Here is a 15,760-nt window from a genome sequence, read left to right as displayed (position 1 = left end):
TTAACCCTCTCAAAAGTTATATTTATGTTTTTAAAAGTATAATTGCACTACTCTAAGATACCCAAGGTCGATGATGCCACACAGCGAGATTAATCCCTTTTTAGCCTACTTGTGCAAAGAACTTTCGATCCAATTCGACGTTGCAACAAAACGCCAAAAGGCCCTTAGCTCACCCGAATTTTCAGAGCTCATCACCGCTACGGTGCAAGAGACGCTGGATGCCTATATTTCCGGTGAACTCGATTTGCAAAGCTATTACGGATTTTCGGCAAACGATTACAAAGTGCTTGCCCAGAAAAGTATCGATTCGTACTCAACCACCAACAACAGATTTACCGAAATTACCGAAAAACATGCCGATCTTATAGAAGAATCGGTATCTTCCGATTTGATTGAATTCGGAAAAATATCGGAAAAATTCGGCGATATTCAAAACCATCTCAATCACGAAGTTCAGCGTGCCAACAAAGTGATCAAAGAGCTTTCCAATCAAGTCAAGAATTTGGAAATTAAAACCACGTTGGATCCTTTGACCAAAACCTACAATCGTCATGCCCTTCAGGAACATCTCCTCGCCATCCTTTACAAGGAGCACTTTAATTATGATATGTACGCCCTAATGATCGATATCGATGACTTCAAGTTGATCAATGACCGATATGGTCATATTGTGGGGGACAAAGTACTGATTTTTATTGCCAAAATCATGAAGAAAGCCCTTCGTGACGGAGACCGCGTATACCGATTCGGCGGCGAGGAGTTTATCATTTTGATCAACCGTACCGATAAAGAGGGGGCGAAACTGATCGCTGAGCGCCTTTTGAATTTGTGCCGCCAGAACAAACCTCTGGTTCAGAATAAACAGCTTGCCGTCACCCTTAGCATCGGCCTCACCAAAATAGTCAAAGGGGATACCATCGATTCGCTAGTAGGCCGTTCGGACAGTGCCTTGTACAAAGCAAAAAACAGCGGTAAAGACCGTCTCGAAATGGAGTTTTAATGGATTTGAATTATTTTGATGTCGCCGTGGGTTCCATCGTTCTGTTACTGGGGCTCAAAGGGTTTCTCAACGGTTTTTCAAAAGAAGTTTTCGGCCTTGTCGGTATTGTCGGGGGGATTTACGTCGCTTCTCATATGGGGGGGATAATCGGTAGCTTTTTGAGCGAAACCCTCTTTCATTTCGAAACCCCTACCGCAGTCAATCTCATCGGTTTTGTTTTTGCATTGGGAATTTTCTGGATTTTAATGGTCTCACTGGGATCCGGATTTAAAAAACTCAGTACCCTCAGCGGATTGGGGGCACTTGACCGTGCATTGGGATTTGTCATCGGAAGCAGCAAATTTTTCTTTATCCTTTCCGTGATCATATACGCCCTTTTCAGCGTATCGGCGATTCGTGAAAATTTTGAAGAGAAAATGGCCGGCAGTTTGTTCTACGAACCGATGTTTTCGACAGGGAATTTCATCCTCCACATTGAAACGGATGATGTCACCTCTCTTCTTGACGATACGAATCAAAGCGATCAAAACGACACCATTCAGGCTAAGGAGAAATAACCATGAACGCTTATACCGATTTTACGGAACGGACCGTAGAATACAACAAGCTTTTAAGTGATTTCAAACAATTGCTCAAAGATAACGGCCTCAAATTCACCATCCAACGGGAGGTCATTTTAGAGATGCTCTACAGCTCGGATGAACATCTCACCCCCGAAGCGCTCCATCATCTGATTCAGGAGAAACACCCCACCCTCAACACCGGGATCGCGACCGTTTATCGGACCCTCTCTTTGCTGGAAGAATCGGAGATGGTCACCTCTCTCTCCTTCGGAGCGCAGGGTAAAAAATATGAACTCGGAGCAAAAGATCATCACGATCACATCATCTGTACCGAGTGCGGCACCATTACCGAATTTGTCGATGAGCAGATTGAACAGCGCCAAAAAAAGATTACCGAAGATCTCGGTTTTATCATGCAAGAGCACTCCATGCAGATATACGGCATATGCGAAACATGTCAGCATTCACAAACCACTAAGTAAAAGGAATCCCATTGGCATTTGAAAACCAATACGTACAGCAACGGATTGAAAAATCCAATGCACTCAGAGAATTAGGGATCGATCCCTACGCAAACCATTCTGAGCGTAATACTACTATCGATAAATTTCACAACGTTAACTCCGATTTGTTCACCAAAGAGGAGAAAAGAGACGAACACCGCCATTACACCGTCGCAGGACGGATCAAACTTTACCGTTTGATGGGGAAAGCCAGTTTTATTAAAATCGAAGACGAAAGCGGAATGCTTCAGGTTTACGTGGCACGCGACAATCTTCCGGAGAATTTTTACAACGACGTCTTTAAAAAGCTGATCGAGGTGGGTGACATTGTCGAAGTGAGCGGATATCCGTTCGTCACCCAGCACGGAGAGCTTTCCCTTCATGCCGGTACTCTAAAAATACTGACCAAAGCGATCTCTCCGCTGCCGGAAAAATTTCACGGCATTCAGGATAAAGAGATGCGTTATCGCCAGCGCTATCTTGATTTAATCATGAACGCCGAAGTACGCAAGACGTTTCATATCCGTTCGAAAGTGATCAGCCTCACCCGCCGTTTCTTTGAAGAGAAAGGGTTTTTGGAAGTCGAAACCCCGATGATGCACCCGATCGCCGGCGGTGCCAATGCCAAGCCGTTTGTCACCCATCACAATGCTCTGGGAATTGACCGCTATTTGCGTATCGCTCCCGAACTGTATCTGAAACGGCTCATCGTCGGGGGATTTGAAGCGGTATTTGAAATCAACCGCAATTTTCGTAATGAGGGGATGGATGCGACCCATAATCCCGAATTCACCTCCATCGAATTCTACTGGGCCTATAAAACCTATAAAGACCTGATCGAGATCACCAAAGAGTATTTCGAGTACCTCTTTGACCATCTAAATCTGCCGAAACGTCTTCCCTACGGTGAACTTGAGGTCGATTTCGACCAATTCAGTGAAATCGAACTGATCAAAAGCCTCAGCACCATCGGCGGGGTACCGGAGGAGATCGTCAATGATAAAGAGGCGATTTTAGCCTATCTTCGTTCGAAAAATCTTGAGGCCAACACCGCGATGAATCTCGGGCAGCTTCAAGGGGAACTTTTTGATGCATTTGTCGAAGCCAAACTGATCAATCCGACGTTTATCACCCACTACCCCGTCGAGATTTCACCGCTTGCACGTCGTAATGACGAGCGTCCCGAACTGACCGACCGCTTTGAGCTTTTCATTGCGGGACGTGAAATTGCCAATGCCTTCAGCGAGCTCAACGATCCGGTCGATCAGTTGGGACGTTTTGAGGGGCAAATGGCGGCCAAGTCTTGCGGCGATGACGAAGCCCATGAAATGGATGATGATTTCGTTACGGCACTCAGCTACGGGATGGCTCCGACAGCGGGTCAGGGGATCGGAATGGACCGCCTCGTCATGCTGCTGACCAATCAACACTCAATTCGGGACGTATTGCTTTTCCCGGCCATGAAACCTTTACACAACAACCAACTTAATAACGGAGAAGAAGAATGAGTTTCCTCAAAGAATTCGATAATGAAATTTATACCCTGTGTGAGCAAGAGCTTGAACGTCAAAGCGACCATCTGGAGATGATCGCTTCGGAAAACTTTACCCTTCCGGCCGTCATGGAAGCAATGGGAAGTGTGTTTACCAACAAGTATGCCGAAGGGTATCCGGCAAAACGTTACTACGGCGGATGTGAATACGCCGACGGTGTTGAACAATTGGCCATTGATCGCGCCTGTGAATTGTTCGGATGCAAATTCGCCAATGTTCAACCTCATGCAGGTTCACAAGCCAACGGTGCGGTTTATGCGGCCCTTTTACAGGCGGGAGACAAACTCCTCGGTATGGATCTCAGCCACGGCGGTCACCTAACCCACGGTTCAAAAGTGAGTTTTTCAGGTAAAAACTATCACAGTTTCACCTACGGTGTCGAACTGGATGGCCGCATCAATTATGAGCGTGTTATGGATATCGCCAAAATCGTTCAGCCTAAAATCATCGTCTGCGGCGCATCCGCGTATGCCCGCGAAATCGATTTTGCCGCATTCCGTGAAATTGCCGATGCGGTCGGAGCACTCTTGTTTGCCGATATCGCCCACATCGCGGGTCTCGTAGCTGCCGGTGAACACCCCAGCCCGTTCCCTCATGCCCATGTTGTCACGACAACAACCCACAAAACCCTTGCCGGCCCACGCGGCGGTATGATTATGACCAATGACGAAGAGATCGCCAAAAAAGTCAATTCCGCAATTTTTCCGGGTCTTCAAGGCGGACCGTTGGTTCATGTCATTGCGGCAAAAGCGGTCGGATTTAAATACAATCTCTCTGCGGAGTGGAAAGTATACGCCAAACAAGTCAAAGCAAATGCTGCGGTACTTGCTAAAGTATTGATGGAACGGGGCTACGATGTGGTCAGCGGCGGAACGGACAACCATCTTGTATTGGTGTCGTTTCTTAATAAACCCTTCAGCGGAAAAGATGCCGATGCAGCGCTCGGACGTGCGGGGATCACCGTCAATAAAAATACGGTTCCGGGGGAAACCCGTTCACCGTTCGTCACCAGCGGTATCCGTATCGGAAGCCCTGCCCTGACATCACGCGGTATGAAAGAGAAAGAGTTTGAGATTATCGCCAATAAAATTGCCGATGTTTTGGACAATATCGAAGATGAAGCCGCTCATGCCGCTATCAAAGATGAACTCAAAGAACTGGCACGCGGATTTATTATTTATAAACAATCCACCTATTAACTGATGTTACGCACTTTCCGGGCAAAGCCCGTAAAGTGGCGGGGACAATTTGTCCCCTGCACCCCCCTGAAGCTTCCCGTATCTTTCGGATACGGGAGGTTACTAACCTTTTCGCACGTGTTTAGACTAGGTGCGTAAGGTTTGCTATTGATTTTCTGTGCCAAACGGCCAACGTAAGGGGTGGGAAGACCCGCCTTATTCTAAAAAGAGGGTATCGCATTTATGACGTCGATGGAGATGAAACTGATAAAAATGATCTCGGATCATTACTGGCTCAAGCACGACAACGTCGTGAATAAAATCGATTTCAAAGGGCGTACTTTTTTCAATAAATATGAAAGAATCGATAAGCCGCTTACTCAGGCCGTTATCGATCAACATCTTAAGGGGCAGATTACCGTTGCCCATTCACTGATCAACCAATTCAACAAAGTTGAAAACATCGTCATCGATTACAACGGGAACGATCCTCAGCGATTCTATCACAAAGCCCAATTGCTCCTCCGGGAAGAGGGATACATCAACTTTACCGCTTTTGAGACCAAAACTCCCGGCCATTTACACGTTTATATCCATAAAGGGCATACCACTTTACAAGAAGCCGATCAACTGGGTAAAATGATTTCGATGAAATTAGCCGCAAAACAACCAAAACAGTGGCGAATTTTTCCGACGCTTGATTTGCCGCCGGACTATAATATCCTGAATCTCCCCTACGAAGTTTACGCCAAAGAGCGCGGTGCTTCGTGGTCCAAACATATGTAGCATTGCCTTTATCGCGTAGTAAGAATCAACATTAAGGATACTCAAATGGAAGAAAAAAACGAACTCAACGACATCATCCTCAATAAAAGGGGGGGGAGCTCCGGCAGCAAAAAATTATTGCTTGCCATTGCGACGCTTACTCTGATCTTGATCATTGTTCTGGTCATTATGAATTCACTCAAAAGTGAAAGCGTTGAGAGTGCACCGGCTGCCGCTGCCGTACCGGAACCTTCTGCTCCAACCGAAATTATCGATGATCCGTTGTTCGAACCGGTAGAGGTGATTCAGGAGGGGAATACGACAGCTGCGGGTTCTGAAGATTTAGGACAGATTGCACAGCGCATCAAACAAGAAGCCAATGCTCCGGCTGCGACCGTACAGCAAGCTCCGCAAATGATTGAGTCCAAACCGATTCCGCAAAGTGTTGCGGCTGCTCCGGTGCCTGCTCCTGCGGCTGCTCCGAAAGCGGTTGCCCCTGTCGTTACGCCGAAAGCGGCTGAACCGGTTGTCAATACACCGACGATTAAATCGACCAAACCGGATAAAGTACAAAAAATTCAGGCACCGGCTATTGTCAAATCAACACCTAAAGCAGCTGAAAAGAGCGTTGCAAAAACGGTGGAAAAAGCTCCCGAAAAAACCGTAGCCAAACCGGCCGAAAAACCGGTAGAGAAAGCAGCGGCAAAACCTACAGAAGCGGCTGCTCCCAAAGCTGCCGGTGCAACAGGCGTTTACTATATCCAGGTGGGTTCATTTGCCAAAACCCCCAATCCGCAGCTCTATGAGCGGCTCAATGCAAGCGGATTGAAATATTCGAATATTCCCAGCGGTGCGGCAACCAAAGTCATGGTCGGCCCTTTCCAAAATGAAAAAGCGGCACGTGATGTATTAGGAACGGTTCGAAGAAATATCGAATCGGGTGCCTACATCACAAAGGGGTAACGTGATACGTTCACTCTCTTTTTCACTGGATCAGTTTGCTCCGATAGCTGTTTATGAGAAGACAAAAACCCTCTTCCCGGGGGAAGTGAGTTTTTTATTCGAAAGTGCCGGAAACAGTGAGGGGAACTATACCATTATTGTGATCGGGGCGCGTGAGCGTCTCGTGTATGCCGATCAAACGACCACCTACACCGACGGATCGGGAAAAATCAATGTTCTGGATATCTCCCCTTTTGAATTTTTAAAATCTTACTATGCGAAACTGGATCAAAAAAGCTACCGCAACATTACACGGGATCTAAAGATCGGTTACGTAGACGGATTTATCGGATTTATCGGTTATGACATGGTCCAAGTTTTTGAACCGGTCCTTCAAAAAACGATGTCCCATCTGGAAGATCAAACGTCTACTCCCGACATGGATCTTATCCTCCCGAAATTCACCCTTGTCGTTTCGCATAAAGATCTGACGATCACCATGCTTTCAAGCTCCGATGAGATTCAAGGACGCTTCGCATCGATCGAAGCGGAATTGAAATCCCCTTACCGCTACACGCCTCTGATCCCGATCAAAGAGGATAAGGGGGGCGAGTTTATCCACACCAAAGAGAAGTTTTTTTCGATGGTCGAAGAGTCCAGAAAAATGATCCGCAGCGGAGACGTTTTCCAAATCCTGATGACCAACCGCTATATTCGACACGCACAGGTTGACCCGTTTAGTTTTTATCGTATTTTACGCCTGAAAAACCCCTCACCCTACATGTATCTGATGGAATACGAAAACTTCAATATCGTCGGCAGTTCTCCCGAAGTGATGGTACGTCTGAGCGACGGCGATGTCCTTTTACGTCCCATCGCCGGCACCCGTAAGCGCGGAGGGACCAAACAGCGTGATTTGGAACTTGAAGAAGAGCTCCTCTCCGATCCCAAAGAGCTGGCGGAGCATCTGATGCTGATCGATTTAGGGCGCAACGATGTCGGCAGGATTGCAAAAACCGGCAGTGTCCGCGTCGAAGAGATGATGCACGTCGAACGTTATTCGCACGTGATGCACATCGTCTCCGATGTCCATGCCTCACTCCGCGAGGATAAAGATATGTTTGATCTTCTCGCCGCTACTTTTACCGCAGGGACCATGACCGGAGCTCCGAAAATCCGTGCAATGGAATTGATTGCCCAATTCGAAGGGGTAAAGCGCGGCTTTTACAGCGGAACGATCGGTTATTTCGGATTTGACGGCAATATGGACAGCGCGATCACGATCCGTACTGCCCTCATCAAGCCCGATCATGTAATATTGCAGGCGGGAGCCGGCATTGTCGCCGATTCGCAAAACGAGCTTGAATATCTCGAAGTGACCAATAAACTCGGTGCCCTCACCAGTACGTTGGAAGATTTGGTCAACCCCGCATGAAAATTTTCACCATCTTCGGGGATCCCATTGAACATTCACGTTCTCCCTTGATGCATAACAGTGTCTTTAAGGCGCTGGGGGTCAAAGCGTGTTATACACGCTCCCCTCTTCGTGACGGATCGAAACTCCGCGACGTTTTTTTTGCCAAAGCTCTTAGCGGCGCCAACGTCACCGTCCCTCACAAAGAGGCCGCATACCTCCAATGCGACGAAGTGCGCGGCATTGCACAAAAGATCCAGGCGGTCAATACCCTGATAAACGAAAATGGGAAATTGATCGGATACAACACCGATGCGGACGGTTTCATCAATGCGATCCAGCCCTTCGGTCCGATCCAAAACGCTCTGATTCTCGGAGCCGGCGGCACCGCCCGTGCACTTGCTACGGTTTTGCGGCAAGAAGGGATCACCCCGACCATCCTCAACCGCTCATCCGGTCGCCTAAATTTTTTCCGAGAGAATGGTTTTTCTGCCCTATGTTGGGATGAATTTACCGCAAAGCCGTACGATCTGATCATCAACACCACCTCTGCGGGATTGAGTGATGACGAACTTCCGCTCCCCCGATCCCTCCTCAAGAAACTGCTCGCACAGACCAAAGGGGCGGTGGATGTCATTTATGGAAAAGAGACCCCATTTTTGCAGGAAGTCAAAATTCTCGCCCTTCCGTATAAAGACGGAAGCGATATGCTTCTCGAACAGGGACTCCTTGCCAACCACCTTTTTCTAAATAAGCTCCATTCCGTTGAACAGATCAGACCCTTGATGCAAAAGAGCTTTTTGTATTAACTGATGTTACGCACTTTCCACGCAATGCCCGGGAGATTAATTCCCCTTCAAATACCTGCTAAGGCAAGGTGCGTAACTCACACTAAGGGGCTTATCGCTCTAAGAATCCGCTATAATAGCGCATCTTAATGCAAGGGCCCACTATGTGCCATTTTCATCAGCTATCCAGTGCTGACAAAATTCTTCTTCGCGATCAACTCCTTGCGTATGCTGCCAATATGGGTGGAAAAAACTCTTTTTTAAAACTTTTAGAGACGATTAAAAAGACCTCTCCCCATCCGTTGATCTCTAAAACTTCACTGCTCCGATTCCCTAAAGGGGTTATCAAATGGAATAAAAATGTCCATCGCGACAATCTTGCCCTCCTCAGTACCCAAATGAATGCCCGTACCGAAGAGAGCCCGAATCTGATGGCCGCCCAAGAGGATAAAAATTTCAAAAAAATTACCAATATGCTCCGCTCACTTGGGCCGTTAACTTTTACAATCTCAATGAACAATGAATCCGACGGCAAAGGGTTCAGCTTTAAAGCGTTTAATATTATCGATGATGAGACCACCGTTATGAACCCCATCTTTGAAATTTTCTTTTTCTGCCCCGTCAACGTAACGAAAAAGATCCTCAATTTCACCGATTCGCCTGCCAATGGTGTAGCAACCAACGAAGAAAACGGCGAATAAAGAGGTCTCGTGAAGATTGACGGACGTTTCTGGCTTACCAAGGAGGGTCAAAGTTTTTTAGGCTCAGGGAGAATTGAGCTCCTGGAGCTCATCGATCAGACCGGTTCCATCAATGCCGCCGCCAAAGCCATGAAAATGAGCTACAAGGCGGCATGGGAACGGATCAACGGAATGAACGCCCTAGCAAGCCAACCGCTCATCGAACGCCTCACAGGGGGGCGAGGAGGTGGAGGGACCAAACTTACCCCCTATGCCCGTGAACTCATTGCCACGTTTCATCGGCTGGGTGAACTCCATCGCCAATTCATCGACCGTTTTGCCGAAGCCGGCAACGATCCCGAACGTCTCGCCCGCATCCTCAGCCGCACGTTTCTCACTACCAGCGCGCGCAATCAGCTCCCTGCTACCGTGCGGAACATCGAGACAAACGGACTCCACTGCACCCTCACCCTCGCCCTCAGCGGCTCCGATATCCTCCGTTCCACCATTACGGCCAAATCGGTCGAAAACATGGGGCTGAGTATCGGTTGCGACGCTTATGCGATTATCAAATCCAGCGACATTTCCATCGTCTCGTCACCTCCCTCTGCCGACACTGCCGACAATCTCCTCTCCGGCACCATCGAATCGTTGGAATCGTCGGGGGAAAATACCGAAATCGCTCTTCGTCTCCAGGGCGGGACCCTCCTCATCGCCCTCGAAAAACACGATGCTCTCCAGAAACTGCAGATCGGTATGCGTGCTTATGCCGTTGTTTCGCCGCTGCATATTATTATCGGGCTGTAAACTTTCTCGTCATTCCCGGCCTCACGTGCCCTTTAGGGTAGATCGGGCATCCAGCTCAGATTCGGTTATAACCTACACAACACTCGGATGGGTAAAATCGATTATGTCGGTTGCTTCTAAAAACGGTTTCATCGGTTTATTTTTCAAATAACTCCAACCCGAAATACTCTTTTAACGCACTCTCATACTCCACTTCGAGTTTTTCCAATTCCCCATTTTCGATCAACTTCAACTCATTATCCACGAGAATCTTACGCCCATTAGGTGTTTGCATGATCGCGAGTTTCTTTTGAGTAAAAATGGTATCGGGATGAGTGGCGTTAAAATAGTTCGCGAGGCTAAACTCGATCCACTCTTGCGGTTGAAGGGCAAAACCGTATTGTCGTTGCCATTCTCCCTGTATTAAAGAGCTTAGGACATATTCCCCATCGACCCGCTCCATGCGGAAACGATCACCGTCCTGCACCGCTTCACCCTCCACAATCTCCATCGGTGCGCGCAGTGCGTATCCGCCGAATCCCGTATCACAGAGATAATCTCTCCCTTTGATGCGGACGATCACCACCATGTGGGTTTTTGGTCGGCGCATCGGATAAAACATCGGTCGCGCTCCGGCGAAATACCACTCGAACCCGATGGCGGTGAGTGCCATCGCAAAGATTCCGTTGATCTCGTAGCAGTACCCGCCACGCCCATGCAATAGCACTTTGTTCACAATATCTTCGGGAACCAGTGAGGGGATTCTCCCCGCCTGAACCTCAGTATTTTCAAACGGGATACTTCGTAGTTGCTTTTGTACTAGCTGAGTGAGTGTCGCAACATCAGGATGCACTTCCCCATCGTAGCCGATACGGGAAAGGTAGTCTGTGAGATTAAAATTTTCGGCTGTCATCGAGATTCCTTGGTGTGGGCGTTTTGCATCAACTGGATTGTTTCTTTGTCCATTATGCCGTTTCGCTCTTCTATGTGTTTGATAAGGGTATCGTACCGCTCTTTCGGTAAATTTTGCCCCGCTTTGACTTTGAGGGTCATCACGTTCGGCACTATCTTGTATACGCCCGTTTGTTCCAGCACTTTTGTATAAATCGGATTGGCCGCATCGATGGGATCGTATTTTCCCTCAGGCTGCATTTTCTCCATCAGAGCAGTCAATCCGAACGCTTTTTCTCGCTCATCTCTTACCCGTAACGCTTCACCGCTGATATGCACCGAGGTAAAAAACTGTGTCGCGGGATATGCCGCACTCGTATCGCTGAAATACGACGGGATATAGGCATACGGCTTTACGACCAAAAACGCCACCTTCGCACCCTCACCTATCGCTTCGACTTTTCGCCCTTCTCTACTGCCGTGAAAGTACACCGCCCCCTCACGATAGGCGAAGTTAACCGCAACTCCATACGGCTCACCACTGCTCATAAGCGACAATACCCCGTACTCGCATTCGCTTAATACTGATTCGATGGCTTGCGGGTCTGTGACTTCAAATTCTGATCGTCTCATATCGTTTTCCTCAAAAATTTTGTGATACTATATCGCCAATCTGCACTGTGTACAAGTGACAAAATATTTACTAATTATGAGGTCAGTTTATGTATCTCCTCGACGCAACTTCGGATATTCCTTTACACATCCAGCTCTATGAAGCACTCAAACACGACATCACGACCACTCTTGCTATCGGGAGTAAACTCCCCTCAATCCGCAAAATCTCCCAAGAGTATCGCATCAGCAAAAACACCGTCGAATCCGCCTATAGCCAACTCTACGCGGAAGGCTACATCGAGAGCCGTCCCAAAAGCGGTTATTACGTCGCCGATGCCGATTTTAATCCGCTGGGGAAACCTGCGACGCCAGTAGCTACCGACACCCCCGCCCTCACCTACCGCTACAACTTTTACCCCGTCCGCCTCTCCAAAGAGGTCTTTCCCCTCAAACTTTGGAAACGGCTCTATAATCGCGCTATAGACGACTCTCTCGATTTTGGTGCCTACTCCGACCCGCAAGGAGAAATTGGATTGAGAGCTGAAATAGCACGGTATTTGACCGAACTGCGTGGCGTGCGGTGTGACGCTTCACACATTATCGTTACGGGGGCATTTATCGACGCGATGAGTATGATCGCCGATATTCTCCGCCCGACCCACCCCCATTTTGCTATCGAACATCCCGGCTACCATATTTCCCGAAAGGTTTTCGCCCACCGACATTATGATATTACCCCCATAGGGGTTGATGAGAACGGACTCCTCATCGATGAGCTATCCGCGTCCGATGCGCGCGTGGTCTACATCACCCCCTCGCACCAGTACCCCACAGGTGCGGCGATGCCCATCACCAACCGTCTGAAACTCCTCGCATGGGCAAAAGAGAACGACGGCTACATCATCGAAGACGACTACGACAGCGAACTCACCTACCGCTCCCGCCCTATCCCCTCACTCCAAGGACTCGACAGTAGTGAGAGAGTCATCTACATCGGCACCTTTGCAAAAGCTCTCTCCCCTGCCTTGCGTGTCGGATATATCGTACTGCCACGTCATCTGATGGACCGATACCGCTCCTTTCACGGCGCATTCGCACGGGTCAGCCTCATGACCCAAAAGACACTAGAGCTGTTCATGCGCGAGGGGCATTGGGAACGTCATCTGCGACGAGTACGAAACCTAAACCGCAAGAAACACGACCTGATGAAACAGATGCTCACGAAATATTTGGGCGATTCGATACTCATCCTCAGCGAAGGGGGAGGTCTCTCGATCAATATCCGCCCTACTTCCGACATCGATTATGATGTTTTGCGCAAATATGCCGAAGAAGCGGGGATCAAACTCTACGCAGCAAAAGATTACTCAGGGGGTGAGTGGGATGCTTTGCGGATGGGATTCGGCGGATTCAAAATGGAGGAGATTGAACCCGCCGTTAGAGCATTTTCGGAGGTGTTGGAGAGTTTGAAAGATAATTAATATCCATAAAGATGAGAATCTAATTTTCTCGGGGTTGCCAATAAACCCAACTCATTCTCATACACACTGTCTCTATAAGATATACACCTTTTTACATGTGATTCATATTCATCATCATATTTTTTTGAAATAGGAAACCTATTTTTTCCAATCTTTCGCAATCTGTCTCTTAAATTATTCCTTACAATAGAATCATAAATGAATACCGACATTGGCGCATGAAAATGAAGATATTTAGAAGCTAGCGAACGCTTGTCCACACCAGTTGCTAATTTTAATAATTGCATCATATAGTTGTGAGTATCAAGCAGCTCATCTACATGATTGCTGTTGATTCTACCTATAGAGTTTAGATTAGCAATCTTTTTATCTATTTCTGAATCAATTAAAATCTGAGCCGCTACTTTAATATCAAAATCTTTACCAGCTTTCCGTTCTATAGAAGCAGCATATGCTCTGCCAATAATCCAAAGTTTAGATTCAACAACATCGAGATCGTTATGGTACAGCTTATTTTGGCACATCTTATATAAAATTTCATTGCCATATCCAGAATAATCATCAGCATATTTCATATAATTTCTTCCTTTAACCATAACTTTTTTCATGATTTTCAAGAAGTCGTTTGCCATGTATTACAGCTACAAATAAAACAGTATTAGAATCGATTTTATAAATTAATCTGTAGCTATAGACAAATATTTCTCGAATATTACTATCATTAAGTTCAGGAACTTTGCGACCTATCTCGATAAAGTCTTTTATAATTTCAGCTTTTTCAAAAAATTTTGATACAACGGATTTTGCATAGGCGGGGGAGTCTTTTTCGATATACGTAGCGATGGATTCTATATCTTCGAGTGCCTCATTCGACCACTCTAATGTGATAGCCATTTAGCCATTCTTGCTTTTGCTTCTTCATGGGATGAAGTTTCCCCTTTTTGAGCGCGGTCAATACCGTTTTTGATTTTTTCCACCACATACAGATGGTATTGTATATCTTCATACGTACAATTATCGGGAAGATTTTGAATCATTTGTTGTGCTTCTTGTTTTACAGCTACCATGAATACTCCCTTTTTATCAAAATTATAGCATAGTTGTTTTTTTCATACATGACAAGCATTAAATATTAATGGCAAAATATCGTATCAAGCCCTTAAGGATTTCACACAATAACGGAGAATAGGTTTTGAGGTATAATAACTCATTACAAAACAGGAGGGATCAGATGGTCGATATCGAAGTAATCAAACATGAAATCGTCGAACGTCTCAAACCACTCGATCCCGATAAAATCATTCTGTTTGGCTCCTACGCTTACGGAACACCTACCGAAGAGAGCGATATTGATCTGTTTTTAGTCAAAAATGGTCTGAGTGACGATGCCTATGATCAATACGAAATAGAAGCAATGATGAATACGAGAGACCTTATCTCTAAGTACCATATTGGGTTTGACATACTTTCAGCTTCAAGTAGCTTTTTAAATGCAAGGGAAGATTACTTTTATAAAATAGATATTTTGGAAAAAGGTAAAGTTTTTTATGAACGCAGCAGCAGCTAAAGAGTGGCTTACTAAAGCTTGGCATCACTATAGCTCTGGAAGAATTTTGTACGATGCAAATCACTATACAGATACCATTGGTGTAGATTTGCATTATGCTATTGAAATAACGCTAAAATCTTTTTTAGCATACGAAAATAAAAAAATACTCAAAACCCATAATCTACTTGAGATTGCTGAACTTGTTAAAGCATATATGGTATTCTCAGATGAAGAGTCCGTGTTACTCAGTATTATTACTAAATATCATATCAAAGGTTCTTATCCCACTCCCCATAGAAAACTTCCTTCCAGAGACGAAATCAAAAAGGTGTTAGAGTTCGCCGATCAACTTTTAGATCGCGTCTGCACGCTACTCAATATCTCTACCCAAGAAATCAAATCAGAGCCGAACTGAACATACGAGTTTTAAACCCCATCTCCCTCTACGGGCTTCACATCAGGGGCATTTTTGAGCATTGAAAGTGCATGAGCACGTGAACCGCGATTTGCACGCTCTTGCAGATACTCTTCCGTTCGCAATGAAGCGATCTTTTCACTCAATGCCGAAATAATAAACTGATTGATGGATACATCGCCTTTTAGGGCTTCGATCTCATGTCGGTAATAATCGGGAATCCGTAGTACGAAATTCATTGTACACCTCCTAATAAGGGATAAAATTCTTTGGGAGTCATCACTCGAATGCTGAAATATTTTTTCCCTCGTTCCCAACGTCCTCATTGGGAATGCAGACTAACGTATACACTCCCAAGCTGGAGCTTGGGAGCGAGACGATATTGCTTGTGTGTCGAGTGTTAGTTCCATGTGTCTGTCCTTGAGTAGTTTATTCTACTGGATTGACACAGAATTTCTAACGCTCCCCCTCAAACCTCTCGATCCCGATAAAATCATCCTGTTCGGTTCCTACGCTTACGGAACACCTACCGAAGAGAGCAATGAAGTAGCAGCTAAAGAGTGGCTCGTCAAATAGCATTCGCGATTTTGAATCGGTTTCCACTGCCACTTCATGCTAATTTCACAAACATCTGATC

21 protein-coding genes are annotated in these 15,760 nt (G+C 46.4%); 15 read left to right on the top strand and 6 right to left on the bottom strand.

What is annotated here, in order from left to right; translation table 11 throughout:
- The first annotated feature begins 70 nt into the window (after window positions 1-70).
- From M0P91_RS14270 to M0P91_RS14220, 11 genes are all read left to right on the top strand, one after another.
- Entirely contained in the window at window positions 71-1,000 is a 930-nt protein-coding gene (locus M0P91_RS14270) for a diguanylate cyclase (RefSeq protein WP_295068896.1), read from the top strand.
- Window positions 1,000-1,557: a CvpA family protein gene (locus M0P91_RS14265; protein WP_295068893.1), complete on the top strand. Its 558-nt coding sequence runs from the start codon at window positions 1,000-1,002 to the stop codon at window positions 1,555-1,557. Before M0P91_RS14270 ends, M0P91_RS14265 begins: the two co-directional genes overlap by 1 nt.
- Before the next feature lie 2 nt (window positions 1,558-1,559).
- Window positions 1,560-2,045 carry a Fur family transcriptional regulator gene (locus tag M0P91_RS14260; RefSeq protein ID WP_295068890.1) on the top strand — a complete coding sequence of 162 codons (486 nt, stop codon included), beginning with the start codon at window positions 1,560-1,562 and terminating at the stop codon, window positions 2,043-2,045.
- A gap of 11 nt (window positions 2,046-2,056) precedes the next feature.
- The gene (gene lysS, locus M0P91_RS14255; RefSeq protein WP_295068887.1) at window positions 2,057-3,574 is read left to right on the top strand and encodes a lysine--tRNA ligase; all 1,518 of its coding nucleotides are present in this window, start codon (window positions 2,057-2,059) and stop codon (window positions 3,572-3,574) included.
- Window positions 3,571-4,818: a serine hydroxymethyltransferase gene (locus M0P91_RS14250; RefSeq protein ID WP_295068884.1), complete on the top strand. Its 1,248-nt coding sequence runs from the start codon at window positions 3,571-3,573 to the stop codon at window positions 4,816-4,818. The genes lysS and M0P91_RS14250 overlap by 4 nt, the downstream gene beginning before the upstream one ends.
- A 222-nt stretch (window positions 4,819-5,040) precedes the next feature.
- The gene (locus tag M0P91_RS14245; RefSeq protein ID WP_295068881.1) at window positions 5,041-5,583 is read left to right on the top strand and encodes a DUF1882 domain-containing protein; all 543 of its coding nucleotides are present in this window, start codon (window positions 5,041-5,043) and stop codon (window positions 5,581-5,583) included.
- A gap of 45 nt (window positions 5,584-5,628) precedes the next feature.
- On the top strand, window positions 5,629-6,525 hold the full coding sequence (locus M0P91_RS14240; protein ID WP_295068878.1) for an SPOR domain-containing protein: 897 nt from the start codon (window positions 5,629-5,631) through the stop codon (window positions 6,523-6,525).
- 1 nt (window position 6,526) lies between these two features.
- Window positions 6,527-7,939: an anthranilate synthase component I family protein gene (locus M0P91_RS14235; RefSeq protein ID WP_295068875.1), complete on the top strand. Its 1,413-nt coding sequence runs from the start codon at window positions 6,527-6,529 to the stop codon at window positions 7,937-7,939.
- Window positions 7,936-8,727: a shikimate dehydrogenase gene (locus M0P91_RS14230; RefSeq protein ID WP_295068873.1), complete on the top strand. Its 792-nt coding sequence runs from the start codon at window positions 7,936-7,938 to the stop codon at window positions 8,725-8,727. The genes M0P91_RS14235 and M0P91_RS14230 overlap by 4 nt, the downstream gene beginning before the upstream one ends.
- Window positions 8,728-8,870: 143 nt before the next feature.
- Window positions 8,871-9,407, top strand: coding sequence for a hypothetical protein (locus tag M0P91_RS14225; protein ID WP_295068870.1), 537 nt, complete (start codon window positions 8,871-8,873; stop codon window positions 9,405-9,407).
- Between the two features lie 9 nt (window positions 9,408-9,416).
- Window positions 9,417-10,193, top strand: coding sequence for a TOBE domain-containing protein (locus M0P91_RS14220; protein WP_295068867.1), 777 nt, complete (start codon window positions 9,417-9,419; stop codon window positions 10,191-10,193).
- Window positions 10,194-10,329: 136 nt separating this feature from the next.
- Here the strand turns inward: M0P91_RS14220 and M0P91_RS14215 are convergent, their stop codons facing one another.
- Both M0P91_RS14215 and M0P91_RS14210 read right to left on the bottom strand, forming a co-directional pair.
- Window positions 10,330-11,085 (bottom strand): arylamine N-acetyltransferase, encoded by a 756-nt coding sequence (locus tag M0P91_RS14215; protein WP_295068865.1) that lies wholly within the window; start codon window positions 11,083-11,085, stop codon window positions 10,330-10,332.
- Window positions 11,082-11,696, bottom strand: a complete 615-nt coding sequence (locus M0P91_RS14210; RefSeq protein ID WP_295068862.1) for a pyridoxamine 5'-phosphate oxidase family protein — start codon at window positions 11,694-11,696, stop codon at window positions 11,082-11,084. Before M0P91_RS14210 ends, M0P91_RS14215 begins: the two co-directional genes overlap by 4 nt.
- Before the next feature lie 89 nt (window positions 11,697-11,785).
- On the opposite strand from M0P91_RS14210, the gene M0P91_RS14205 reads away from it, so the two are divergent.
- Window positions 11,786-13,159 carry a PLP-dependent aminotransferase family protein gene (locus M0P91_RS14205; protein WP_295068859.1) on the top strand — a complete coding sequence of 458 codons (1,374 nt, stop codon included), beginning with the start codon at window positions 11,786-11,788 and terminating at the stop codon, window positions 13,157-13,159.
- Here M0P91_RS14205 and M0P91_RS14200 read toward each other — a convergent pair.
- Genes M0P91_RS14200 through M0P91_RS14190 form a run of 3 tightly spaced genes read right to left on the bottom strand, consistent with a single transcriptional unit; the run spans window position 13,156 to window position 14,226 of the window.
- Window positions 13,156-13,767, bottom strand: a complete 612-nt coding sequence (locus M0P91_RS14200; RefSeq protein WP_295068856.1) for a hypothetical protein — start codon at window positions 13,765-13,767, stop codon at window positions 13,156-13,158. The genes M0P91_RS14205 and M0P91_RS14200 overlap by 4 nt on opposite strands.
- A complete protein-coding gene (locus M0P91_RS14195) occupies window positions 13,748-14,053 on the bottom strand; it encodes a type II toxin-antitoxin system RelE/ParE family toxin (RefSeq protein WP_295068854.1) in 306 nt (101 codons plus the stop codon). Before M0P91_RS14195 ends, M0P91_RS14200 begins: the two co-directional genes overlap by 20 nt.
- Window positions 14,038-14,226 (bottom strand): hypothetical protein, encoded by a 189-nt coding sequence (locus tag M0P91_RS14190; RefSeq protein WP_295068851.1) that lies wholly within the window; start codon window positions 14,224-14,226, stop codon window positions 14,038-14,040. The genes M0P91_RS14195 and M0P91_RS14190 overlap by 16 nt, the downstream gene beginning before the upstream one ends.
- A gap of 164 nt (window positions 14,227-14,390) precedes the next feature.
- On the opposite strand from M0P91_RS14190, the gene M0P91_RS14185 reads away from it, so the two are divergent.
- Together M0P91_RS14185 and M0P91_RS14180 are read left to right on the top strand one after the other, a co-directional pair.
- A complete protein-coding gene (locus M0P91_RS14185) occupies window positions 14,391-14,726 on the top strand; it encodes a nucleotidyltransferase domain-containing protein (protein ID WP_295068849.1) in 336 nt (111 codons plus the stop codon).
- The gene (locus M0P91_RS14180) at window positions 14,707-15,123 is read left to right on the top strand and encodes a HEPN domain-containing protein (protein ID WP_295068846.1); all 417 of its coding nucleotides are present in this window, start codon (window positions 14,707-14,709) and stop codon (window positions 15,121-15,123) included. Before M0P91_RS14185 ends, M0P91_RS14180 begins: the two co-directional genes overlap by 20 nt.
- A gap of 11 nt (window positions 15,124-15,134) precedes the next feature.
- On the opposite strand, the gene M0P91_RS14175 is transcribed toward M0P91_RS14180, so the two are convergent.
- Window positions 15,135-15,362, bottom strand: a complete 228-nt coding sequence (locus M0P91_RS14175; protein ID WP_295068843.1) for a CopG family transcriptional regulator — start codon at window positions 15,360-15,362, stop codon at window positions 15,135-15,137.
- Between the two features lie 181 nt (window positions 15,363-15,543).
- On the opposite strand from M0P91_RS14175, the gene M0P91_RS14170 reads away from it, so the two are divergent.
- Window positions 15,544-15,699, top strand: coding sequence for a hypothetical protein (locus M0P91_RS14170; protein WP_295068841.1), 156 nt, complete (start codon window positions 15,544-15,546; stop codon window positions 15,697-15,699).
- The last annotated feature ends 61 nt before the right edge of the window (window positions 15,700-15,760 follow it).

Source organism: Sulfuricurvum sp., from assembly GCF_023229695.1.
Lineage (GTDB): Bacteria > Campylobacterota > Campylobacteria > Campylobacterales > Sulfurimonadaceae > Sulfuricurvum.
The sequence above is the reverse complement of the archived record's forward strand: the minus strand, read 5'-3'. Positions and strand labels throughout refer to the sequence as shown.